At 65.8% G+C, this 19622-nt stretch carries 14 protein-coding genes; all 14 read left to right on the forward strand.

Annotated features, from left to right (window positions below; translation table 11 throughout):
• Nucleotides 1–164: 164 nt before the first annotated feature.
• The 14 genes from dksA (at nt 165) to VQ067_RS26010 (ending at nt 19621) form a co-directional block, all read left to right on the forward strand.
• Nucleotides 165–611 carry an RNA polymerase-binding protein DksA gene (dksA, locus tag VQ067_RS25945; RefSeq protein WP_003095122.1) on the forward strand — a complete coding sequence of 149 codons (447 nt, stop codon included), beginning with the start codon at nt 165–167 and terminating at the stop codon, nt 609–611.
• Nucleotides 612–678: 67 nt separating this feature from the next.
• A complete protein-coding gene (gluQRS, locus tag VQ067_RS25950) occupies nt 679–1560 on the forward strand; it encodes a tRNA glutamyl-Q(34) synthetase GluQRS (RefSeq protein WP_022580477.1) in 882 nt (293 codons plus the stop codon).
• A 69-nt stretch (nt 1561–1629) separates the two neighbouring features.
• Nucleotides 1630–1806: a hypothetical protein gene (locus VQ067_RS25955; RefSeq protein ID WP_003095129.1), complete on the forward strand. Its 177-nt coding sequence runs from the start codon at nt 1630–1632 to the stop codon at nt 1804–1806.
• Nucleotides 1790–4741, forward strand: coding sequence for a two-component system sensor histidine kinase CbrA (cbrA, locus tag VQ067_RS25960; protein WP_003095132.1), 2952 nt, complete (start codon nt 1790–1792; stop codon nt 4739–4741). Before VQ067_RS25955 ends, cbrA begins: the two co-directional genes overlap by 17 nt.
• A 26-nt stretch (nt 4742–4767) precedes the next feature.
• The gene (gene cbrB / locus VQ067_RS25965) at nt 4768–6204 is read left to right on the forward strand and encodes a two-component system response regulator CbrB (protein ID WP_003095138.1); all 1437 of its coding nucleotides are present in this window, start codon (nt 4768–4770) and stop codon (nt 6202–6204) included.
• Nucleotides 6205–7103: 899 nt separating this feature from the next.
• Nucleotides 7104–8507 (forward strand): polynucleotide adenylyltransferase PcnB, encoded by a 1404-nt coding sequence (locus VQ067_RS25970; RefSeq protein ID WP_003095142.1) that lies wholly within the window; start codon nt 7104–7106, stop codon nt 8505–8507.
• Nucleotides 8504–8992: a 2-amino-4-hydroxy-6-hydroxymethyldihydropteridine diphosphokinase gene (folK, locus tag VQ067_RS25975; protein ID WP_003100189.1), complete on the forward strand. Its 489-nt coding sequence runs from the start codon at nt 8504–8506 to the stop codon at nt 8990–8992. Before VQ067_RS25970 ends, folK begins: the two co-directional genes overlap by 4 nt.
• A 249-nt stretch (nt 8993–9241) precedes the next feature.
• Entirely contained in the window at nt 9242–10042 is an 801-nt protein-coding gene (gene panB / locus VQ067_RS25980; protein WP_003095147.1) for a 3-methyl-2-oxobutanoate hydroxymethyltransferase, read from the forward strand.
• Entirely contained in the window at nt 10039–10890 is an 852-nt protein-coding gene (gene panC / locus VQ067_RS25985; RefSeq protein ID WP_012614571.1) for a pantoate--beta-alanine ligase, read from the forward strand. Before panB ends, panC begins: the two co-directional genes overlap by 4 nt.
• 93 nt (nt 10891–10983) lie before the next feature.
• Entirely contained in the window at nt 10984–11364 is a 381-nt protein-coding gene (gene panD, locus VQ067_RS25990; protein ID WP_003095150.1) for an aspartate 1-decarboxylase, read from the forward strand.
• An 89-nt stretch (nt 11365–11453) separates the two neighbouring features.
• Nucleotides 11454–13118 (forward strand): glucose-6-phosphate isomerase, encoded by a 1665-nt coding sequence (gene pgi / locus VQ067_RS25995; protein ID WP_003100194.1) that lies wholly within the window; start codon nt 11454–11456, stop codon nt 13116–13118.
• A 193-nt stretch (nt 13119–13311) separates the two neighbouring features.
• The gene (acs, locus tag VQ067_RS26000; RefSeq protein WP_003095161.1) at nt 13312–15249 is read left to right on the forward strand and encodes an acetate--CoA ligase; all 1938 of its coding nucleotides are present in this window, start codon (nt 13312–13314) and stop codon (nt 15247–15249) included.
• 96 nt (nt 15250–15345) lie between these two features.
• Entirely contained in the window at nt 15346–16227 is an 882-nt protein-coding gene (locus VQ067_RS26005) for an oxygenase MpaB family protein (RefSeq protein WP_003113910.1), read from the forward strand.
• 124 nt (nt 16228–16351) lie between these two features.
• Complete coding sequence (locus VQ067_RS26010; protein WP_033990063.1) at nt 16352–19621, forward strand: DUF748 domain-containing protein; 3270 nt, start codon at nt 16352–16354, stop codon at nt 19619–19621.
• Nucleotide 19622 lies beyond the last annotated feature (1 nt).

The following is a 19622-nucleotide window of genomic DNA, read 5'->3' on the forward strand; positions in this document are numbered from 1 at the left end:
CGATTCTAACCAAGCCATTACGCGGGCGACACCAGCCTCGACAACCGGGAGTAGCGCCAAGGTTATCGTTCTGGTAAGTTCGCCCGCTTGCGACCGCGGGGCCGGAGAGCCGGCGAGGGAACCCTGCCGCGGACAGGATTAGCGAAAGTGAGAGGCGGCCATTCATGTCCACCAAAGCAAAACAACAGAGCAGCCAGCAGATGACCCGCGGCTTCGAACCCTATCAGGAAACCAAGGGCGAGGAGTACATGAGCGAGCGCATGCGCGCGCACTTCACCGCGATCCTGAACAAATGGAAACAGGAGCTGATGGAAGAGGTCGACCGTACCGTGCATCACATGCAGGACGAAGCGGCCAACTTCCCCGATCCGGCCGACCGCGCCAGCCAGGAAGAAGAATTCAGCCTGGAACTGCGCGCCCGCGACCGCGAGCGCAAGCTGATCAAGAAGATCGACGAGACCCTGCAACTGATCGAAGACGAAGAGTACGGCTGGTGCGACTCCTGCGGCGTCGAGATCGGCATCCGTCGCCTGGAGGCGCGCCCCACCGCGACCCTCTGCATCGACTGCAAGACCCTCGCGGAAATCCGCGAGAAGCAACTCGGCTCCTGAGCCGGACCGACGGGGCGCCAAGGCGCCCCGTTTCGTTTCCGCCGTTCCCCGCCGCACCGCCCGCGCCATGAGCTCTTCCTATGTAGGCCGCTTCGCCCCGACGCCCAGCGGCTACCTGCACTTCGGTTCCCTGGTGGCGGCCGTCGCCTCCTACCTGGACGCGCGTGCCGTCGGCGGCCGCTGGCTGGTGCGCATGGAGGACCTCGACCCGCCCCGCGAAGTCCCGGGCGCCCAGCAGGCGATCCTGGAAACCCTGGAGCGCTACGGCTTCGAATGGGACGGCGCGGTGGAGCGGCAGAGCGAACGCTTCCCGGCCTACGCCGCAGTGGTCGAGCAACTGCTGCGCAGCGGCCTGGCCTACGCCTGCACTTGCTCGCGCAAGCAGCTTGAGGGATTCGCCGGGATCTACCCGGGCTTCTGCCGCGACGCCGGGCACGCCCGCGAGGATGCGGCGATCCGCCTGCGCGTGCCGGAGCTGGAATATCGCTTCGTCGACCGCGTGCAGGGCGAAGTCCGCCAGCATCTCGGCCGCGAGGTCGGCGATTTCGTCATCCAGCGCCGCGACGGTCTCTACGCCTACCAACTGGCGGTGGTGCTGGACGACGCCTGGCAGGGCATCACCGACATCGTCCGCGGCGCCGACCTGCTCGACTCGACCCCGCGCCAGCTTTACCTCCAGGAACTGCTGGGGTTGAGCCAGCCGCGCTACCTGCACGTGCCGCTGATCGTCCAGCCGGACGGGCACAAGCTCGGCAAGTCCTACCGCTCCCCGCCACTGCCCGCCGAGCAGGCCGCCGCGCCGCTGACCCGCGCCCTGCGCGCGCTCGGCCAGCGGCCGCCGGCCGAACTGGCCCAGGCCAGCGCCAGCGAGGCGCTGGCCTGGGGCGTGGCGCACTGGGACGCCACGCGCATCCCGCACTGCGCTACCCTTCCCGAGGAACGCCTGTAGCCCGCCCGGCGGCTTGCCGGCACCCACCCGCAGCCTGTAGCCTGCCGGCCCAAGCATGAGGGAAGCGGCATGTACATCTACCGACTGGTCCTGCTCCTGGTCGTGGGCATCTATCTCTTTTCCCCCGCCATCATGGACTGGTGGATCGACCCCAACGGCGCCTGGTACCGCCCGTACCTGCTGTGGCTGATCCTCATCGTGGTCACTTTCATCCTGCAGAGCCAGCGCGATGCTGACGAGCTTTAGCCTGACCCAGCTGATCCTGATCAGCGTCGCCTACCTCTCCACCCTCTTCGGCATCGCCTGGATCACCGAGCGCGGCTACGTGCCGCGCCGGCTGGTACGCCATCCGCTGGTCTACACCCTGTCGCTGGGCGTCTACGCCAGTGCCTGGGCGTTCTACGGCACGGTAGGCCTGGCCTACCAGTACGGCTACGGGTTCCTCGCCATCTACCTGGGGATTTCCGGGGCCTTCCTGCTCGCCCCGGTGCTGCTCTATCCGATCCTGCGGGTGACACGCGCCTACCAGCTGTCCTCGCTGGCCGACCTCTTCGCCTTCCGTTTCCGCAGTACCTGGGCCGGCGCCCTGACCACGCTGTTCATGCTGATCGGCGTGCTGCCGATGCTGGCCCTGCAGATCCAGGCGGTCACCGACTCGATCAGCATTCTCACCCGCGACCCGGCCCAGGAGCGGGTCGCATTCGTCTTCTGCACCCTGATCACCCTGTTCGCGATCCTCTTCGGCGCTCGCCACATCGCCACCCGCGAACGCCACGAGGGACTGGTGTTCGCCATCGCCTTCGAGTCGCTGGTCAAGCTGGTGATGCTCGGCAGTATCGGCCTCTACGCCCTGTACGGCGTCTTCGGCGGGCCGGAAGGCCTGGAAGTCTGGCTGCTGCAGAACCAGACCGCGCTGACCACCCTGCACACGCCGCTGGCCGAGGGTCCATGGCGAACGCTGCTGCTGGTGTTCTTCGCCGCGGCCATCGTGATGCCGCACATGTTCCACATGATCTTCACCGAGAACCTCAACCCGCGCGCGCTGATTTCCGCTAGTTGGGGCCTGCCGCTGTTCCTGCTGCTGATGAGCCTTGCGGTACCGCCGATCCTCTGGGCCGGGCTGCGCCTCGGCGCCTCGACCACACCGGAGTACTACACCATCGGCCTCGGCCTGGCGGTGGACAGCCCGGCCCTGGCCCTGGCCGCCTTCATCGGCGGCATCTCCGCCGCCAGCGGGCTGACCATCGTGATGACCCTGGCGCTCTCGGGAATGGTCCTCAACCACCTGGTGCTGCCGCTCTACCAGCCGCCGGCGCAGGGCAACATCTACCGCTGGCTGAAATGGACCCGGCGCCTGCTGATCGTCGCCATCATCATGGCTAGCTACGCCTTCTACCTGCTGCTGGGCGCCGAACAGGACCTCTCCAACCTGGGCATAGTGTCCTTCGTCGCCACCCTGCAATTCCTTCCCGGCGCCCTCTCGGTGCTGTACTGGCCGACCGCCAACCGCCGCGGCTTCATCTCCGGGCTGATCGCCGGCATGCTGGTCTGGGCGATCACCATGCTGCTGCCCCTGATGGGGAACGTACAGGGCCTGTACCTGCCGCTGTTCGACGTGATCTACGTGCTGGACGACTCCAACTGGCACCTGGCGGCGCTGTCCTCGCTGGCGGCCAACGTGCTGGTGTTCACCCTGGTCTCGCTGTTCACCGAGGCCAGCGACGAGGAAAAAGGTGCTGCCGAGGCCTGCGCGGTGGACAACGTACGCCGTCCGCAACGCCGCGAACTGTTCGCCGGCTCGCCGCAGGAGTTCGCCAGCCAGCTGGCCAAGCCGCTGGGCGCCAAGACCGCGCAGAAGGAGGTCGAGCAGGCCCTGCGCGATCTCCACCTGCCCTTCGACGAACGTCGCCCCTATGCCCTGCGTCGCTTGCGCGACCGTATCGAGGCGAACCTTTCCGGGCTGATGGGTCCCAGTGTCGCCCAGGACATCGTGGAGACCTTCCTTCCCTACAAGACCAGCGAAGAAAGCTATGTCACCGAGGACATCCACTTCATCGAGAGCCGCCTGGAGGACTATCACTCCCGGCTGACTGGCCTGGCTGCCGAACTCGACACCCTGCGCCGCTACCACCGGCAGACCCTGCAAGACCTGCCGATGGGCGTCTGCTCCCTGGCCAAGGACCAGGAAGTGCTGATGTGGAACCGCGCCATCGAGGAACTCACCGGGGTCGGCGCGCAGAAGGTCGTCGGTTCGCGCCTGTCGGCCTTGCCCGAACCCTGGAAGGGCCTGCTGGAACGCTTCATCGACGCCCCCGACGAGCACCTGCACAAGCAGCGCCTGGTCTACGACGGCCACACCCGCTGGCTGAACCTGCACAAGGCGGCCATCGAGGAACCCCTGGCGCCGGGTAACAGCGGCCTGGTGCTACTGGTGGAAGACCTCACCGAAACCCAACTGCTGGAAGACAAGCTGGTCCACTCCGAGCGCCTGGCTTCCATCGGCCGCCTTGCCGCCGGGGTAGCCCACGAGATCGGCAATCCGATCACCGGCATCGCCTGCCTGGCGCAGAACCTGCGCGAGGAACGCGAAGGCGACGGCGAGCTGACCGAGATCAGCGAGCAGATCCTCGACCAGACCAAGCGCGTATCGCGCATCGTCCAGTCGTTGATGAGCTTCGCCCACTCCGGCAGCCACCTACAGGCCCTGGAACCGGTGTGCCTGAGCGAAGTCGCCCAGGAAGCCATCGGACTGCTGTCGCTGAACCGGCGTAGCGTCGAAGTAGAGTTCTTCAACCTCTGCGATCCGGCGCACTGGGTCGAGGGAGACTCGCAGCGCCTGGCCCAGGTGCTGATCAACCTGCTCTCCAATGCTCGCGACGCCAGCCCGCCGGGCGGAGCGATCCGGGTCCGCAGCGAAGCCTCGGAACATACCGTGGACCTGGTCGTCGAGGACGAGGGCAGCGGCATTCCGAAGGCGATCATGGACCAGTTGTTCGAACCGTTCTTCACCACCAAGGACCCCGGCAAGGGGACCGGGCTCGGCCTCGCACTGGTCTATTCGATCGTGGAAGAGCATTATGGACAGATAACCATCGAGAGCCCGACGGATCACCAGCGAGAAGGCGGCACCCGCTTCCGCGTGACCCTGCCGCGGCACCCTGGCCCGACGGCCGAGCTGTAGACGAGCACGTCGAGAGAGCTGAATACATGGCACATATTCTGATCGTCGAAGACGAAACCATTATCCGATCTGCATTGCGACGCCTGCTGGAGCGCAACCAGTACCAGGTCAGCGAAGCCGGCTCGGTGCAGGAAGCCCAGGAGCGCTACACCATCCCCTCCTTCGACATGGTGGTCAGCGACCTGCGCCTGCCGGGCGCCCCCGGCACCGAACTGATCAAGCTCGCCGAAGGCATTCCGGTGCTGATCATGACCAGCTACGCCAGCCTGCGTTCGGCGGTGGATTCGATGAAGATGGGCGCGGTGGACTACATCGCCAAGCCTTTCGACCACGACGAAATGCTCCAGGCCGTGGCGCGCATCCTCAAGGACCGCCAGGAGAACCGCAGCGCGGCCCCGGTCTCCGCCAACGGCGGCAAGGCCGGCGGCGAGCGCGGCGCCAGCCCGGCGGCAGCCGACGGCGAGATAGGCATCATCGGCTCCTGTGCGCCGATGCAAGAGCTGTACAGCAAGATTCGCAAGGTCGCGCCGACCGACTCCACGGTACTGATCCAGGGCGAGTCCGGCACCGGCAAGGAACTGGTCGCCCGCGCCCTGCACAACCTGTCGAAGCGCGCCAAGGCGCCGCTGATCTCGGTGAACTGTGCGGCGATTCCGGAAACCCTGATCGAATCCGAGCTGTTCGGCCATGAAAAAGGCGCCTTCACCGGTGCCAGCGCCGGGCGCGCCGGGCTGGTCGAAGCGGCCGACGGCGGCACCCTGTTCCTCGACGAGATCGGCGAACTGCCGCTGGAGGCCCAGGCCCGCCTGCTGCGCGTATTGCAGGAAGGCGAGATCCGCCGGGTCGGCTCGGTGCAATCGCAGAAGGTCGACGTGCGCCTGATCGCCGCCACCCACCGCGACCTGAAGACCCTGGCCAAGACCGGGCAATTCCGCGAAGACCTCTATTACCGCCTGCATGTGATCTCGCTGAAGCTGCCCGCCCTGCGCGAGCGTGGCAACGACGTGATGGAGATCGCCCGCGCCTTTCTGGCTCGCCAGTGCACCCGGATGGGGCGCGCGCCACTCAGCTTCGCCCACGACGCCGAACAGGCGATCCGCCATTACCCATGGCCGGGCAACGTGCGCGAGCTGGAAAACGCCATCGAGCGGGCGGTGATCCTCAGCGAGAGCCAGGAAATCCACGCCGACCTGCTGGGTATCGACATCGAGCTGGACGACCTCGAGGACGACTTCGCCGCCGACCTCGGCCTCGGCCCGGCGGGCGCCGCGGCCAGCAACCACGAGCCCACCGAGGACCTTTCGCTGGAAGACTACTTCCAGCACTTCGTCCTCGAGCACCAGGACCACATGACCGAGACCGAACTGGCCCGCAAGCTGGGCATCAGCCGCAAATGCCTGTGGGAACGCCGCCAGCGCCTGGGCATTCCGCGGCGTAAATCAGGGGCCTCGGCCGACTCGTAACACCCTGCAACCTGTTACCGCGGACGTACCGCGTAACAGAAACCGGGTTCATCGGTAACGGGAACCCGGTTTTTTTGTGCCCTCCGCCAACCCACCGAAAACCTCAACCCCTTGATTTTACTGGGTTTCGAAAAACTGGCACGGCATCTGCTTATGTATTGGCACAACAACAATAACAAGCAACGACGAAGACAATAAAAACAACACGTAACGACTCCAGCACAACAAAAACAAAATCGCGGAGGCGCAGCTAACTGATTCTTTTGGAGAGGAGTTGCTGTCGGGACCCGTCCCGCAGCCAGTCGGAAGAAGAATAAAACTGCCTCGAGGCAGCGCACAGACTGGTTGGATCGTTCGACGATCATGGCAGCATCAGCGACCAAAGCAATCCGTTTGCTATTGAACTCCCAGCCTGGGAGATATCCCTGAAGCGACTGGCTCAAGGGACGGGTCGACAAACAAAAACAACAAGCCCGAAATCATAATAAAAACAAAGCACGCACCTACTTGGGGGGGAGCTTCGGCTCCCCCAGTAGCTTCACCCCTCCCTCTGTTTTTCCCGTTTTTCCTTCGCCTTACACCATTTCCCCATCCAATGCTAGAATCCGCGCAGACTATGCGGCCATCCGCATGCCTTGCCAGATTCACCGCAGCCTTCCCGGCCCTCTCCCGCTTCGCGGGAACAGGATGTACGGCCCCTGTTCGTTTCTGTCAGGATGCATGGCGCAGTCGGTTCCGGCGCCCGGGACGCCCTGTGCGTCGCGGGGCCAAACATTCAACGGGTACAGAACACGCCTCGCCCGAGAGGTCCTGATAATGCCGCAGCATTACCCGACGTCCGTCCTGTTTGAGCAACGCAGGCGTGCAATCACCCACATCGTGCTCCCGATAACACATCCATGCTGAAAAAGCTGATCCAGACCATTCGTTCCCCCCTGCGCCGTCCGCGCGCCGTCCGTACAACCCCGGAAGTCATCGGTAACAACCAGCACTCCCTGCGCCGGGACCAGTTCAGCCGGAACGCCGTCAAGGTCGTCGAGATCCTCCAGCGGGCCGGCTACCAGGCCTACGTGGTCGGGGGCTGCGTACGCGACCAGATGCTCGGCATCGCTCCCAAGGACTTCGATGTCGCCACCAGCGCCACGCCGGAGCAGGTCCGCGCCGAATTCCGCAACGCGCGGATCATCGGCCGCCGCTTCAAACTGGTACACGTGCACTTCGGCCGCGAGATCATCGAGGTCGCCACCTTCCGCGCCCATCATCCGGAAGGCCAGGACGATGGCGATAGCCGCGCGTCCAGCAACGAAAGCGGCCGCATCCTGCGCGACAACGTCTATGGCAGCCTGGAAGACGACGCCCAGCGCCGCGACTTCACCATCAATGCCCTGTACTTCGACGTCACCAGCGAGCGGCTGCTGGACTACGCCAATGGCGTTCACGACATCCGCAATCGCCTGATCCGCCTGATCGGCGATCCGGAGCAGCGTTATCTGGAAGACCCGGTGCGGATGCTGCGGGCGGTACGTTTCGCCGCCAAGCTCGACTTCGAGATCGAGAAGCACAGCGCCGCACCGATTCGCCGGCTGGCCCCGCTGCTGCGGGAAATCCCTTCGGCGCGCCTGTTCGACGAGGTGCTCAAGCTGTTCCTCGCCGGCCGGGCCGAGCGCACTTTCGAACTGCTGGTCGAGTACGAACTGTTCGCGCCGCTGTTCCCGGCCAGCGCCAAGGCACTGCAGGCCAACCCCGACTACACCGGCAAGCTGATCCGCCAGGCCCTGGCCAATACCGATGCGCGCATTCGCCAGGGCAAGCCGGTAACCCCGGCCTTCCTCTTCGCCGCACTGCTCTGGCCGGCCCTGCCGGCGCGCGTCGCGCAGTTGCAGGAGAAAGGCATGCCGGCCATCCCGGCGATGCAGGAAGCCGCCCACGAACTGATCAGCGAACAGTGCCAGCGGATTGCCATTCCCAAGCGTTTCACCCTGCCGATCCGCGAGATCTGGGATATGCAGGAACGTCTGCCGCGACGCCAGGGCAAGCGCGCCGACCTGCTCCTGGAAAACCCGCGCTTCCGCGCCGGCTACGACTTCCTCCTGCTGCGCGAAAGTGCCGGCGAGGAAACCGAAGGACTCGGCCAATGGTGGACCGATTACCAGGAAGTCAGCGACAGCGAGCGGCGCAACATGATCCGCGACCTGGTCAGCCAGGAAGACGGCAGCGCCCCGCGCAAGCGTCGCCGCGGCGGCAACAGCGGCCGTCGGCGCCGCGGGCCGCGCAAGGAAGGCAGCGGCGGAAGCGGCGAATGATCCAGCGCGTCTACGTGGCGCTGGGCAGCAACCTGGCCGAACCGCGCGAGCAGATCCAGGCTGCCCTCGATGCCTTCGAGCGGCTTCCCGAGACCCGCCTGGTCGCCGTCTCGCCGCTCTATGTCAGCGACCCGCTCGGCCCCGCCGACCAGCCGCGCTTCGTCAACGGAGTGGCGGCCCTCGACACCACCCTGGCGCCGCTCGACCTGCTCGACGCCCTGCAGGCCATCGAACTGGAACAGGGGCGCGTCCGCGACCTGCGCTGGGGTCCGCGCACGCTCGACCTGGACATCCTGCTGTTCGGCGAACAATTGCTCGACCTGCCGCGCCTGAAGGTGCCGCACTACCACATGCAGGCGCGCGCCTTCGTGCTCTATCCCCTCGCCGATCTCGCCCCCGACCTGCGCCTGCCCGATGGCCGCCACCTGCCGGAGCTGCTCGCGGCCTGTCCGTTCGAGGGCATCGAACGCCTTCCGGGCGCCTGACCCTGCCTGCCCGCCGCTGCGCGGATACCTCGCGGCGGGCTCTTCACACTGTTACCGAAAAGCTGACGAAGGACGCCGCGGATGGGCGTACACTGCGCGCGCAACCGCAGGCGGCGCGGCGTTCGGCAGTGGCAGTAACGCCGTAACAATGCGGTAACACCTGCAATTGACTTCGAGCCACCCCATCCGGACTATAAGTGGCCGTTTGCCCCGCGCCGGCTCATCACCGGCCCAACGAGGAGCCTTTCCATGCCTGATGTAACCCTGACCACCCTGCAAGGGTTGAAGCAGAGCGGCGAGAAGATCGCCATGCTGACCTGCTACGACGCCACCTTCGCCCACACCGCCAGCCAGGCCGGCGTGGACGTGCTTCTGGTCGGAGATTCGCTCGGAATGGTATTGCAGGGTCACGACAGCACCCTGCCGGTCAGCAACGAGGAAATGGCCTATCACACGGCCTGCGTGAAACGCGGTAACAAAGGTTCCCTGATCGTCACCGACCTGGCCTTCGAATCCAGCCATTCCGTGGCCCAGACCCTTGCCGACGCGGTCCGCCTGATGCAGGCCGGCGCACACATGGTCAAGCTGGAGGGTGGGGCCTGGCTGGCGGAGCCGATCGCCCGCCTGGCACAGATGGGCGTGCCGGTCTGCGCGCATCTCGGCCTGACCCCGCAGGCGGTCAACCTGTTCGGCGGCTTCAAGGTCCAGGGCCGCCAGGAAACCCAGGCGCGCCAGTTGCGCGCCGATGCCATCGCCCTGGAGCAGGCCGGCGCCGCCATGCTGCTGCTGGAGTGCGTGCCCAGCGTGCTGGCCGAAGAGATCACCCAGGCGGTGAAGATCCCGGTGATCGGGATTGGCGCCGGTGCGGCGACCGATGGCCAGGTGCTGGTCATGCACGACATGCTGGGTCTCTCGCTGACCGGCCGCTCGCCCAAGTTCGTCAAGGATTTCATGCAAGGCCAGGAGAGCATCCCGGCCGCCATCGCGGCCTATGTCCGCGCCGTCAAGGACGTGTCCTTCCCCGCCGCCGAACACGGATTCAACGCATGAACACCGTCAAGACCGTCCGTGAACTGCGCGCCGCGGTGGCGCGCGCCCGCAGCGAAGGCAAGCGCATCGGCTTCGTGCCGACCATGGGCAACCTCCACGCCGGCCATGCCGCGCTGGTAAAGAAAGCCGGCGAACGCGCCGACTTCGTGGTCGTCAGCATCTTCGTCAACCCGCTGCAATTCGGCCCCAGCGAAGACCTCGACAAATACCCGCGAACCCTCGCAGCCGACCAGGAACGCCTGCTCGAAGCCGGCTGCCACCTGCTGTTCACCCCGACCGTCGAGGAAATGTACCCCGACGGCATGGACGGGCAGACCCGCATCCATGTTCCCGGCGTCTCCGAAGGCCTTTGCGGCGCCAGTCGTCCCGGCCATTTCGAAGGCGTGGCGACCGTGGTCAGCAAGCTGCTGAACATGGTCCAGCCGGACCTCGCGCTGTTCGGCGAAAAGGATTTCCAGCAGTTGGCGGTGATCCGCAAGCTGGTCCGCGACCTCAACCTGCCGGTGCAGATCTTCGGCGAGCCGACGGTGCGCGCCGCCGATGGCCTCGCGTTGTCCTCGCGCAACGGTTACCTCAACGAGCAGCAGCGCGCCGCCGCCCCGGCGATCTACCGCACCCTGCGGCAGCTCGGCGAACGCATCCGCGCCGGCGCCGAGGACTTCCCGGCATTGCTCGCCGACGCCCGCCAGGCCCTGGAACAGGCCGGGCTGCGCCCCGACTACCTGGAAATCCGCGAGCCGATCAGCCTGCGCCCCGGGGTACCCGGCGACCGCCAACTGGTGATCCTGGTCGCCGCCTACCTGGGCAGTACCCGACTGATCGACAACCTCTCAGTCCACCTCGATTGACGCATGCCGAGCCCCCGGCTCCCGGGGGCTTGAGCGCTCACCACGGACTCGCCATACTCTGCCGCCCCCCGCGGACCCGATAGGAGTCGCCCCATGCACGCCATCATGCTCAAAGCCAAGTTGCATCGCGCCGAAGTCACCCATGCCGTCCTCGACTACGAAGGCTCCTGCGCCATCGACGGCGATTGGCTGGACCTCTCCGGAATCCGCGAGTACGAACAGATCCAGATCTACAACGTCGACAACGGCGAGCGCTTCACCACCTACGCGATCCGCGCCGAGAACGGCTCGAAGATGATCTCGGTGAACGGCGCCGCGGCACACAAGGCCAAGGTCGGCGACCGCGTGATCATCTGCGCCTACGCACACTACAGCGAAGCCGAACTGGCCAGCCACAAGCCGCGCATGCTGTACATGGCGCCGGGCAACCAGCTCAGCCATACCAGCGAGGCGATTCCGATACAGGTCGCCTGACCTCGCCCCCTCTGGATAAAGCCCGGTTTCATCCGGGCTTTTTCATGTTCAAATAAGTGCGCCATCGAATTCCAACCAGAAGGTCAGCCATGAAGCACCACCTCACTCCGCTGGATGCCACGCAACTCGACAGTTGGCGCGCCCTGGCCGCCCATCGCCAGGAACTGCAGGACTTCAGGATGCGCCAGGCGTTCATCGACGATCCGGAGCGCTTCAAGCGGTTTTCCTTCAGCGCCTGTGGGCTGTTCCTCGACTTCTCGAAGAACCTGATTCGCCAGGACACCATCGACCTGCTGGTGAAGCTGGCCGAGGAAGCACGGCTGAGCGACGCGATCCGGGCGATGTTCGACGGCGAGGCGATCAATGCCTCCGAGCGCCGGCCGGTACTGCATACCGCGCTGCGTCGACCGATCGGCGACAAAGTGCTGGTCGATGGCGTCGACGTGATGCCGGAAGTCCACCGCGTCCTGCACCAGATGACCGAGCTGGTAGGCTACGTGCACAACGGCCTGTGGCGCGGCTATACCGAAAAGCCGATCACCGACGTGGTGAACATCGGCATCGGCGGCTCCTTCCTCGGCCCGCAACTGGTATCCGAAGCCTTGCTGCCGTTCGCCCAGAAAGGCGTGCGCTGCCACTACCTGGCGAACATCGACGGTAGCGAGTTCCATGAACTGGCCAGCCGCCTGAACGCCGAGACCACCCTGTTCATCGTTTCCTCCAAGTCCTTCGGGACCCTGGAAACCCTGAAGAACGCCCAGGCCGCACGCGCCTGGTACCTGGCCCAGGGCGGCACCGAGGAAGAGCTCTACCGCCATTTCATCGCCGTCTCCAGCAACAAGGAAGCCGCGATCGCCTTCGGCATCCGCGAGGAAAACATCTTCCCCATGTGGGACTGGGTCGGCGGCCGCTACTCGCTGTGGTCGGCCATCGGCCTGCCGATCGCCATGTCCATCGGCATCTCCAACTTCAAGGAACTGCTGTCCGGTGCCTACAACATGGACCAGCACTTCCAGACCGCGCCGTTCGAACGCAACATCCCGGTGCTGCTCGGCCTGCTCGGCGTCTGGTACGGCGACTTCTGGGGCGCGAACAGCCACGCGATCCTGCCCTACGACTACTATCTGCGGAATATCACCGACCACCTGCAGCAACTGGACATGGAATCCAACGGCAAGAGCGTGCGCCAGGACGGCACGCCAGTCACCAGCGGCACCGGGCCGGTGATCTGGGGCGGCGTCGGCTGTAACGGCCAGCACGCCTACCATCAGTTGCTGCACCAGGGCACCCAGTTGATCCCGGCGGACTTCATCGTCCCGGTGAGCAGCTACAACCCGGTGGCCGACCATCACCAGTGGCTGTACGCCAACTGCCTGTCGCAGAGCCAGGCGCTGATGCTCGGCAAGAGCCGCGAGGAGGCCGAGGCCGAACTGCGCGCCAAGGGCCTGCCGGAAGCCGAAGTGCAGCGCCTGGCGCCGCACAAGGTGATCCCGGGCAACCGACCGAGCAACACCCTGGTGGTCGAGCGCATCAGCGCCCGCCGCCTCGGCGCGCTGATCGCCATGTACGAGCACAAGGTCTACGTACAGAGCATCCTCTGGGGCATCAACGCCTTCGACCAATGGGGCGTGGAGCTTGGCAAGGAACTCGGCAAGGGTGTCTATTCGCGCCTGGTCGGCAGCGAGGAAACCCCGGCCGAGGACGCCTCGACCCAAGGCCTGATCGACTTCTTCCGCGGCCGCCATCGCGGCTGATCCGCCTCTCCCCAAAGCCCGGCCCTAGGCCGGGCTTTTTCATTCCGTCCGGCGATTGACCCCGGCGCCTTCCCCGCTCGCGCCTTTGGCACTTGAACATGGCACTCGCCTGGCCCACCCTTGGTCGAACCTGAAGAGGGGCCGCGTGCGGTCTCTCGACACCTTGCGGAGCAGAAAAACAAAGGAAACCGCCATGTTCGAGATCAGCGTCCACCCGGTGCCGGACGCCGTCCGCCAGCGTGCCTACCTGAACGACGACGACTACCAGCGCCTGTACCGCCAATCCGTCGAGAACCCCGACGAGTTCTGGGGCGAGCAGGCCAAGGCCTTCCTCGATTGGTTCAAGCCCTGGCACAGCGTCCACCACGGCGACCTGAGGAAAGGCCAGGCCACCTGGTTCAAGGGTGGCCAGTTGAACGTCGCCTACAACTGCATCGACCGCCACCTGGAACGCCGCGGCGAACAGATCGCGATCGTCTGGGAAGGCGACAACCCCAGCGAATCCGCGCACATCACCTACCGCAAGCTGCACCACAACGTCTGCCGCCTGGCTAACGTGCTGAAGAGCCGCGGCGTGGAAAAGGGCGACCGGGTCTGCATCTACATGCCGATGATTCCCGAGGCCGCCTACGCCATGCTCGCCTGCGCCCGCATCGGGGCGGTGCACTCGGTGGTGTTCGGCGGCTTCTCGCCGGACTCGCTGCGCGACCGCATTCTCGATGCCGACTGCCGCACCGTGATCACCGCCGACGAGGGCGTGCGCGGCGGCAAGTACATCCCGCTGAAGCAGAATGTGGAAAAGGCGCTGAAGGACTGCCCGGACGTCTCCACCGTGGTGGTGGTCGAGCGCACCCAGGGCGACATACCCTGGGTCGAAGGCCGCGACATCTGGTACCACGAGGCGCTCCACGCAGCCTCAGCCGACTGCCCGGCGGAAGCGATGGACGCCGAGGACCCGCTGTTCATCCTCTATACCTCCGGCAGCACCGGCAAGCCGAAGGGCGTGTTGCACACCACCGGGGGCTACCTGCTCGGCGCGGCGATGACCCACAAGTACGTGTTCGACTACCACGATGGCGACGTCTACTGGTGCACCGCCGACGTCGGCTGGGTCACCGGACACAGCTATATCGTCTACGGCCCGCTGGCCAACGGCGCCACCACCCTGATGTTCGAGGGCGTGCCCAACTACCCGGACGCCTCACGCTTCTGGCAGGTGATCGACAAGCACCAGGTGAATATCTTCTACACCGCGCCGACCGCGATCCGCGCGCTGATGCGCGAAGGCGACGCCCCGGTCCGCCAGACCTCGCGCAGCAGCCTGCGCCTGCTCGGCTCGGTGGGCGAGCCGATCAACCCGGAGGCTTGGGAGTGGTACTACCAGGTGGTCGGCGAGAAGCGCTGCCCCATCGTCGATACCTGGTGGCAGACCGAGACCGGCAGCATCCTGATCACCCCGTTGCCCGGCGCCACTGCGCTGAAGCCAGGCTCGGCGACCCGCCCGTTCTTCGGCGTGCAACCCGTGCTGCTCGACGAGAAAGGCAAGGAAATCGACGGCGCGGGCAGCGGCGTACTGGCGATCAAGGCCAGTTGGCCGAGTCAGATCCGCAGCGTCTACGGCGACCACCAGCGGATGATCGACACCTACTTCAAGCCCTACCCCGGGTATTACTTCAGCGGCGACGGCGCGCGCCGCGACGAGGACGGCTACTACTGGATCACCGGCCGGGTCGACGACGTAATCAATGTCTCCGGACACCGGATCGGCACCGCCGAGGTCGAGAGCGCGCTGGTCCTGCACGATGCGGTGGCCGAGGCGGCGGTGGTCGGCTGCCCGCATGACGTGAAGGGCCAGGCCATCTACGCGTTCGTCACCCTGATGGCCGGCAGTCAGCCCAGCGAGGCGCTGCAACAGGAATTGCTGGCCCTGGTCGGCAAGGAGATCGGCAGCTTCGCCAAGCCGGATCACCTGCAATGGGCGCCCAGCCTGCCGAAGACCCGCTCCGGCAAGATCATGCGGCGTATCCTGCGCAAGATCGCCTGCAACGAGCTGGACAGTCTCGGCGATACCTCGACCCTGGCCGATCCGGGAGTGGTGCAGGGGTTGATCGACAACCGCCTCAACCGCTGACCCGCGCAACCGTCCCGCGCCCTGCGGCGCGGGACGGTTCCAGTCGCTCCGGCGCCTGGGTTAAGCTCGTGCCTGCCCTGTCGTAGCGAGCCCTCCATGGAAAGCGTCCGTCGCCATATCGAAAGCCAGGTGCTGAGCCTTACCGGGCTCGCCGTCGGCGGTGTCGACTTCGAATCGCCGAAAGGCGATCCGGGCCTGTTCGGCCCCGATGCCGCCTGCTGGAAGGTCCACGGCGACTTCAGCAGCATGATGATCGGCGGCATCGGCGCGCTGCTTCTGCAGATGCTCCATCCGCTGGCCCTGGCGGGGGTGTGGGACCACTCCAATTTCCGCGACGACCTGCTCGGGCGCCTGCGTCGTACCGGTCAGTTCATCTCGGCCACCACCTACGGCCCGCTGGCCGATGCCGAGCGACTGATCGAGCGGGTCCGGCGCATCCACGAAAGCGTCATCGGCCAGTTGCCCGACGGCACGCCCTATTCCGCCAGCGACCCGGATCTGCTGACCTGGGTGCATGTCGCCGAGGTCAGCAGCTTTCTCAAGTCCTACCTGCGCTATCTCAATCCCGACCTGCCGGGCAGCGAGCAGGACCGTTACTACTCGGAAATCGCCCTGGTCGCCGAACGCCTCGGCGCCCGCGCGGTACCGCGCGACCGCCAGCAGATCGCCGCCTACCTGGAGGCGATGCGTCCACGCCTGCGTTGCGACGAACGCACCCGCGAAGTGGTGCGGATTCTCTTCAACGCACCAGCGCCCAGCACCCTGGCCAGGCCGTTCGGCGCGCTGATGCTGCGCGCAGGCGCCGAGCTGTTGCCGGAATGGGCCGGATCGATGCTCGACCTCCCGTTCAGTCCGCTGCAACGCCGCCTGATCCGCGGCAGCGTCAGGCGCAGCGTACCCTTGCTGCGCTGGGCGGTGCGCAACGCTTCGATGCATAGAGCCTGCCGGCGCATGGGTCTGCCGCCGGTGAGTCACTGAACTTTCGTGCCGTGACAGCAAGAATACCCGTCCAAAGGCTCTGAAACGGCGCGAATCACGGTCGGAACCTTGAGGCCGTGCCATACTCCAACGCACCGCTTAGAACGGAAAACGAAAGAGAGCCATGCCCAAAGGACTGAAACGCGCTGTCAGCGCCCTGCTGATCACCTTCCTCGTCTATTGCCTGCTGGGCTTCCTGCTCATACCCGGCATCGGGCTGCGCGTCGCCAACCAGCAACTGGCGCAATACGCCACCGTCCCCGCACGTCTCGAACGTATCGAATTCAACCCCTTCAGCCTGGAATTGACCCTCTGGGGTCTGCGCCTGGGCGAGGAGAAGAACCCCCAGCTCGCCTTCCGCCGGCTGTACGCCAACCTGCAGCTGGACAGCCTGTGGAAACGCCAGCTGCACCTGGCCGACGTCGAGCTGGAAGGTCCGCATACCGAACTGCTGTTCGACGAGAAGGGCCAGCTCAACCTGGCCAGCCTGTTCAGGATCCCGCCGAGCGAATCGCCCGAGCCTGAACAGCCGAGCGATCCGTTCCCGCTGCGCATCGACCGCATCCAACTGGCCGAGGGCAGCCTGCACTTCCAGGACCTGCGACCGAGCGAGCCGGTGGACTTCAGCTTCGATCCGCTGGGCTTCGAGCTGCACAACCTCAGCACCCTGCCCGACGACGGCGCGAAGATGACCCTGCTCGCCACCGGCCCGAACGGCGGCCGCCTCGACTGGGAAGGCGACCTGACCCTGGTGCCGATCACGTCCAGGGGCCACCTGAGCGTCAAGGATATCCAGCTCAAGGCCTGGTGGCCCTATGTCCGCGACAATGCCCCGCTGGTGCTGGAGAACGGCGTGGTCAGCCTCTCCAGCGACTATCGCCTGGACCTGTCCAAGGACACCCAGCTGCTGCTCGACAAGGCCGCGCTGAAACTCGCCGACTTCAGCATCAATTCGCCCCAGGGCAAGCCGCTGGCCAAGCTCGCCAGCCTCGACGTGGCCGCTACCACCCTGGACCTGGCCAAGCAGGAAGTGGTGCTCGGCGAAGTCCGCAGCCAGGGCCTGGAGGCCTGGGCCGCGCGCGAGAAGGACGGCCAGCTCGACTGGCAGAAACTGTTCGCCGACTTCACTCCGCCGCCACGCAAGGCGCCTGCACCCAAGCCGGCGGAAAACACCGATCCCGCCGCTGCCCCGACCGACGCGGCGAAGACCACCCGCGAACCGGCAACCGACGGTGCCGCCAAGGCAGCCGCGATAGCCTCGGGCGAAGCGAGCAAGGACAGGCCGGCGGAGAAGAACGCCAGCGTCGCCGAGACGGAAAGGGCAACGGACGACAAAGAGTCCGCCAAAGTCGCGGAAGGCGGCGCTGCCGATAAAGTAGCCAAGCAAGAGACGAGCGAGGCTCCGAAGACCGGTAAGGCAACCGGGCAGGAAACGGCCAAGACTGCGGAAGTCGACAAGGCGGCCAGCGACTCTCCGCAACAGCTCGCCGACACTGCAAAGACGCCTCCGCCGGAAAGTACGAAAGCCGCCGCGGAGACGCCCGCCAAGCCCTGGCACATCGTCCTGCGCGACGCCCAGCTGCGCGGCTACAAGGCGCACCTGGTGGATCGCCAGCCGGCCACCGAGGTCCCGCTGGAAGTCGGCCCGCTGGACCTCGACCTGCAGAACGTCGACAGCCTCGGCAAGACCCCCTTCGACCTCAAGCTCAAGACCGGCCTCGGCAACCGCGGCCAGGTCCAGGCCAGCGGCCAGGTGGTGCTCGACCCGGTCAGCGCCAGGCTCAAGGTCAGTACCCGCGACATCGACCTGCGCGTGGCCCAGGCCTACATCTCGCCGTTCATCCGCCTGGAACTGCGCAGCGGCTTCCTTGGCAGCGAGCTGGCGGTCGACCTGAAGAGCGTCGAGCCGCTGGCCTTCAGCGTCGACGGCAGCGCCGAAGTCAGCCAGTTGCATACCCTGGATACCATCAAGGACCGCGACTTCGTCAAATGGACCAAGCTGACCCTCAACGGCCTCGCCTATCGGCACGAGGACAGCCTGTCGATCCAGAGCGTGTCCTTCGAGGAGCCCTACGCCCGCTTCATCATCAACGAAGATCGCAGCACCAACGTCAGCGAGCTGATCATCCCGCAACCGGCTAGTTCGTCCGGCAAGGCCGCCGCCGAAAGCAAGAACGCGCCGGCGAGCAAGCCGCTGGGCATCCACATCGGCGGCGTACGGATCAACAACGGCTCGGCGAACTTCGCCGACCTGACCCTGATGCCGCCGTTCGGTACCGCCATCCAGCAGCTCAGCGGCGAAGTCGGCACCCTCGACACGCGCAACTCGCAGCCGGCCAAGGTGGACATCAAGGGCAAGGTCGACAAGTACGCACCGGTGACCATCGCCGGCGAACTGGACCCATTCGACCCGCTGAAGAAGCTCGACATCACCACCAGCTTCAAGCGTGTCGAGCTGACCACCCTGACGCCCTATTCCGGCAAGTTCGCCGGCTACCGCATCCGCAAGGGGCGACTCAACCTGGACCTGCACTACCAGATCGAACGCAGCCAACTGAAGGCGGAAAACAAGGTCCTGCTGGAAGGCCTGCAACTCGGCGAGAAGGTCGACAGCCCGGATGCCGTGGACCTGCCGGTGAAGCTGGCGGTAGCCCTGCTCAAGGACACCAAGGGCAACATCGATATCCAGTTGCCGGTGGCCGGCGACCTGAACAACCCGGAGTTCAGCGTCATGCCGATCGTCTGGCAGACCCTGCGCAACCTGGTCCTGCGCGCCGTGCAGGCGCCGTTCAAGTTCATCGCCGGCCTCGCCGCCGGCGGCAACGAGGATCTCGGCACGGTACCCTTCGCCGCGGGCAGCGACGAGCTGACGCCGGAAGCCCAGGCCAACCTCGACAAGCTCGCCGATGCGCTCAAGGAGCGGCCGGCGCTGCGCCTGGAAGTGGAAGGCGTGGCCTCCGCCGCGGCTGACGGTCCCTCGATCGGCGCCAAGCGTCTCGAACTGGAATACCAGAACACCTACTACCGCATGCTCCAACGTCGCGGCGACAAGGTCCCGAGCGACGCCAAGCAACTCGAGGTACCGGAGAACATGCAGGCGCCGCTGCTCGAAGGCATCTACCGGACCCGCCTGAAGCAGCAGCCACCGGCCGAGTGGAAAGAACTGGACAGCGACGAACGCACCGCGAAGATGCGCGAAGCGGTGATCGCTTCCTGGGCCAAGAGCCAAGTGCTGCTGCGCCAGATTGGCCAGGCCCGGGCCACCCGGATCAAGGATTATCTGGTGGAGAAAGGCCAGTTGCCGGACGATCGCATCTACTTGATCGACGTCAGTTTCGCCGAAGGCGAAGACAAGGGTAATGTCGACACCCAATTGCACCTGGATAGCGAGTGAT

This window comes from Pseudomonas sp. KBN12P06040 (assembly GCF_037574965.1).
Classification (GTDB): Bacteria; Pseudomonadota; Gammaproteobacteria; order Pseudomonadales; family Pseudomonadaceae; genus Pseudomonas; species Pseudomonas aeruginosa.